The organism is bacterium (genome assembly GCA_040753555.1).
Classification (GTDB): Bacteria; UBA9089; UBA9088; order UBA9088; family UBA9088; genus JBFLYE01.
The window spans coordinates 1-4,643 of the sequence record JBFMDZ010000169.1; the positions used below are offsets into that span (position 1 = coordinate 1).

At 36.6% G+C, this 4,643-nt stretch carries 3 protein-coding genes; all 3 read right to left on the bottom strand.

Annotation, left to right across the window (positions count from 1 at the left end):
* A partial coding sequence (locus AB1630_10545; protein ID MEW6104228.1) for an amidase domain-containing protein occupies nucleotides 1-3,121 on the bottom strand: 3,121 nt, incomplete at its 3' end.
* Nucleotides 3,118-4,266 (bottom strand): HEAT repeat domain-containing protein, encoded by a 1,149-nt coding sequence (locus AB1630_10550; GenBank protein ID MEW6104229.1) that lies wholly within the window; start codon nucleotides 4,264-4,266, stop codon nucleotides 3,118-3,120. The genes AB1630_10545 and AB1630_10550, both read right to left, overlap by 4 nt.
* 59 nt (nucleotides 4,267-4,325) lie before the next feature.
* The gene (locus tag AB1630_10555) at nucleotides 4,326-4,451 is read right to left on the bottom strand and encodes a hypothetical protein (GenBank protein ID MEW6104230.1); all 126 of its coding nucleotides are present in this window, start codon (nucleotides 4,449-4,451) and stop codon (nucleotides 4,326-4,328) included.
* Between the last annotated feature and the right edge of the window lie 192 nt (nucleotides 4,452-4,643).

Below are 4,643 nucleotides of genomic sequence, written 5' to 3' on the forward strand. Positions count from 1 at the left end.
TCCAGATGTAGTGGCTATCATATCCAGCCCTTACAAATAGTATTCTTTCATCTGGTGCAAATCTTGCAGATATCTCATCTTCTGGGCTATGAAATGTTACAAGCATTAAGCTCGGAATATCAAGAAGGTAAATGTCATAATTTCCCTCTTTGTTTGAACAATAAAGAATTTTATTCCCATCCTCTGAAAGGCAGACATCGGTTATGCTTCCATCCTCCCATAGCTTTCTTGGGTTTGTTCCATCTGCATTCTCCTGCCATATTCCATCATCCTTTACTACGGCAACCTTTCCTCCTGTTTCTCCTATTGGGTTTAGGGTAAGTTGGATTTCTGTTGTCTTGTCTTTTTCAATGGTAATTGTCTTAATCCCAAGGGAATAGCCTGGTAGTTCTGTTTTTACCGTGTATATTCCTGTTTTTACATTTTCTATGTTAAATATTCCATCCTTGTTGGTCATATCCCTTCTTATCACAACATCATCCTTTAATACCTCAACCATTACACCCTCTAATGTTCCTGTTGTTGAGCCTATTCTTCCCTTAAGGTTTCCAAAGGTTTGTGTTCCTATTGGTCTTATTACAGCCCCCCTAACACTATAAGGAGAGGAAACCTCAGTAAGTCTTATTAAATCTCCTCCTACTCCATCAAGGAGATAGAGGTCATAAACACCAGAATTTGCCCTATTTGAGCCTAGAATAATTCTTCCATCATTTAAAAATACACCAAAATTTTCCTGTGAGGTAGGAGGGTCTTTGGTTAGTTTTGTCATTCCTGTTCCGTCTGTGTTCATAATGCTTAGGTCTAAACATTCATCTGTCTTCTTGTTATAATTTACAAGCAACAACCTTTTTCCATCAGGGGATATATCGCTAATAATCTCTTCATTAACATCATTTGTAAATGTTAATCTTGTTAAGTTTTCTCCATTTTCCTCTATGGAAAAGACCTCTGTATTAACAAGGGTTTCTTGTTCAGATATCCTCTCTGAAACCTCCATTGTGAAGAATACCTTTCCTCCAAGTGGAGAAAAGATAGTACAATCAGGGGAGGTATACCATAGGTTATCATTAACCCTTATACACCAATCAACCAACCTTCTCTTATCGCTTCCATCTGTATTCATTATCCAGATGCCCTCAGGTTTTGGCAAATCTGAAGTTATCCAGGATTTATATAAAAGCTTTTTGTCATCAGGGGAAATATCAGAGACAATTTGTATTTTATCAGGTGTATTTGTAAGATTTGTCTCTGTCCCTTTTTCAAGGTCTAAAACAAATATATTACAGTATCTTGATGAATATGGGTCAAAAGTATCCCTTCTATCAAAAAATATCTTCTTTCCATCATTGCTTATTACATAATAATATTCATTCATTAAAGAGTTTGTAAGATTCTTCTCGTCTGTCATATCAAGCGTTGTCTTTATTATCTCAAAATTACATGTAGTTGAAATATTTGTAATATATGCAAAGTATTCTCCATCAGGAAAGAACTTAGGACCTGCTATACTCGTTGTCTTACCTGATATATTTATAGACTCCCTTTTCTCTATATTCAATAAATTAAAGGAATGTGGATTAAAGATTGTTGCAGAAGTGTCTAATAAAACATAAAGGGCATCGGTAAGGAAGACATAGAATTGATTGCTTGTATCTGGGTCTATTTGTTCTGTTGTTGGGTCAGAATCAAAGGTATTTCCTGCTAAATCTGTGGCATCGCTTATGCTTAAGGTATGCGTTCCTTGGTATTCTGAATTCCTTGGAATAACAAACTCACCATACCAGGTTGTGTTGGTATTTGACCAGGATAAGAATGAAACAGGGTGATTGCTTCCTGTAAAAGATACATTTAAGGGAATTTCTGTATCTAAGGATTCATCAAAGGTAATCTCAACAAAGTAGCTTCCCTCATCAACCATTGGCTTGCTGGTTATCTGGTTTGTTTCATAGTCTTTGGAATATACAGTGGTGGCATCAACAATGTTTCCACTAATATCCTTCTTCCCTTTAAGAACTTTTGTTTTCTTTGGCTTGGAGGGGGTGGTGTCAAGGGTAAATTGGTGAAGAATATCAGTGCCAGCGTTATAAACCAATAAATCCTCATCTTTATCCAACTTACTTTTATCTTCACCTCTGGCAAATATGCTTATCGTATTCGTTCCATCGTATTCTTCTGGTTTGTCTTTCGGAATAGTAAATTTGCCTTTCCAGGTGTCATTGTCATAATTTGTCTTTTTCCATGGGCTGAATAAATCAAAAAGGCCTTTATCTGGTTCAACCGTATGGGCATTATATGGTGAAGCTTTGCCAAATGTTACTACTGGCAGATTCTCTGTTTCCATTGTTGTATCAAATATTATCTCAACCTTCACCTCTCCAGGCTTGGCTGGTTTAGAAATATCCACTATTGGCTGAGCTTTTGCATTAGGGTCTTGATGTGCCTTATAGATTGTTTTACCTTCCTGGGTCAATGTTATTCTTTTTACTATGGGAGAGTCGGGGATGTGGAGGATGGTGAGGCTGATGGGGAATTCTCCTTTGTCTGGATTTCCATTGTGATTTAGATCGTAGTATCCACCTGGTTCTGGTAAGTCGCCTGTAGCCCCCCACCAGTCTATATCAAAATGCTTGCGATCATTGGTATGACAATCAATCTTCCCTTTATCCCCTGATACCTCTACCAATATCGCCGAATGAAAATAAGACTTGTTTGGCACTGAAAGAGAGATTACATCCCCTTTTTTAGCAAAGGAGGGAAGATGATAATCTCCATCAGGCCACGGTGCATCTGGTGCTATAGTGCTTTCGACAGATACGCCATGATAGCCCCTTAAAGCACCAGGAAGCTCACCCGCCCTAATTAAACATCCCTTATCATCAACATATCCCTGCTTTGAATCAAATCTAATCTTGCCATCTCTGAGACATTGAGAGATATAATTGCTGCAATCACCATCATCATCACTATAATCGTGATAAGCTGGATTTCGTTTTTCACCATCAATATTGCTTGTCCACTTATCAGCATACTTCACGGCTTGCTGTCTATCATAGGCAAATACACAGAATGATTGCAGAAATAGGCTTAATACCACGATTGCTCGAAATATCTTAAACTTCATTTTTCTTCTCCTTTATTTTTATAATACTTTTCTAAAACTTTATTAGCTTGTTCCTTTATTTCCTCATCCTTATCTTTTGATAATTTTTTAACAACCTCTAACATTTTTTCGTCTTTGATTGAAACGAGTCCTAAAGCCCTTCGTTTTAAACTCGGATCTTTAGCCTCTGTTAAAAATTTAATAAGAGCTTGATAAACAATTTCTTCTTCTAAGTAATATAAATGCATTATAGCTCGAAAACGAATTGACTCACTATAATTTAAAGCTCTTTTTAAAAGAATTCTTGCACCTTCTTTATTATATAATCCGCGTGTTGTATAAAAATGAGGTCCCTCTTCATAAGTAATTACCAAACCATTAACCCCAGATATTATGTACTCTGCATCTTTTCCTCCGTCTTTTAAAAATCTATCTAAAACAGGTAATGCAATTGAATTCTCTCCTAACTTGTATAACCCAAGAGCAGCAAACATTTGAATTCTTTTGTTTTCATCTTCTAAGGCTTTCGTAAGGGCTGGCACTATTTTTGCTTTATCCTCTCTTTCTAATCCTAAAACATTTATTGCCTCTATTCTTTCTTCTATCTTCTTAGTTTTATCAAAAAGGGTTTGAATAAGGGAATTTGTAGAAGCATATTTTATCTTCTCTTCCAATTGAATCCTGCGAAGAATAAAATAAACCTCTCTTTTAATCTCTTTATCCTTAATTATACCCAGATTATAAAAAGTTCCTATTATCTCCGATTTTTTCTCTTTCTCACCCCTCATCCTCCCTTCCAACATCCTTATAGCCGCCACCTTCTCTCTTACTTCTTTCTTTTCTATGTCTTTGGTTTTACGATCCTTAGACAACATATCTATAAGGGAATCTGTTGATTTGGATTTCATTTTATCCATCATCTTTGCTATCTCTTTTTCTTCCATTTTAATTTTAGCATCTATTTCACTCAATTCTTCACTCCATGTCTCCAATGATCCTTTAGTTTTCGTCCCCTCTGCAGGCAGAATATGAACGCCTTTTTTCTCTGCTGTTTGATTAGTTGTTAGCTGTTCATTGCTTACAGTTACAGCTTGTGCCTCTTTCTTTTCTCCCCAATTCTTCCAGAACTGCCACCAAGCCCCTTGAGCTGAGGCAATCCATCCCATACTTCCCAGCAAGCCTAATACCATTAGGCAAGCTATCCCTTTGTTTCTTAATGTTTGTTTCAACATTTTACATCACCTCTCTGATAATTTTTATCATAATTTATATGATATTGTTTGTTTTTATATTTTGTCAAACAAATTTTTTTACTTCCATCCTGTACCTCTAAAGCCAATAGCTTCTTCATCTTACATTACCTTCTTACTACGCCGGTCAGACCTTACGGTCTGCCACCCCTAGAGGGGTGTCTGCGTCAGCAGACGGGGTGTTCAGAGGGCTATCAAACAAATTTTTTGCCATTTTTTTAAATCCTTACCACAGTTTTGCGTTTTGCGTTTTAAGTTTTGCATTTTATTTATGTTTTCCCCCGAGCCCCCTT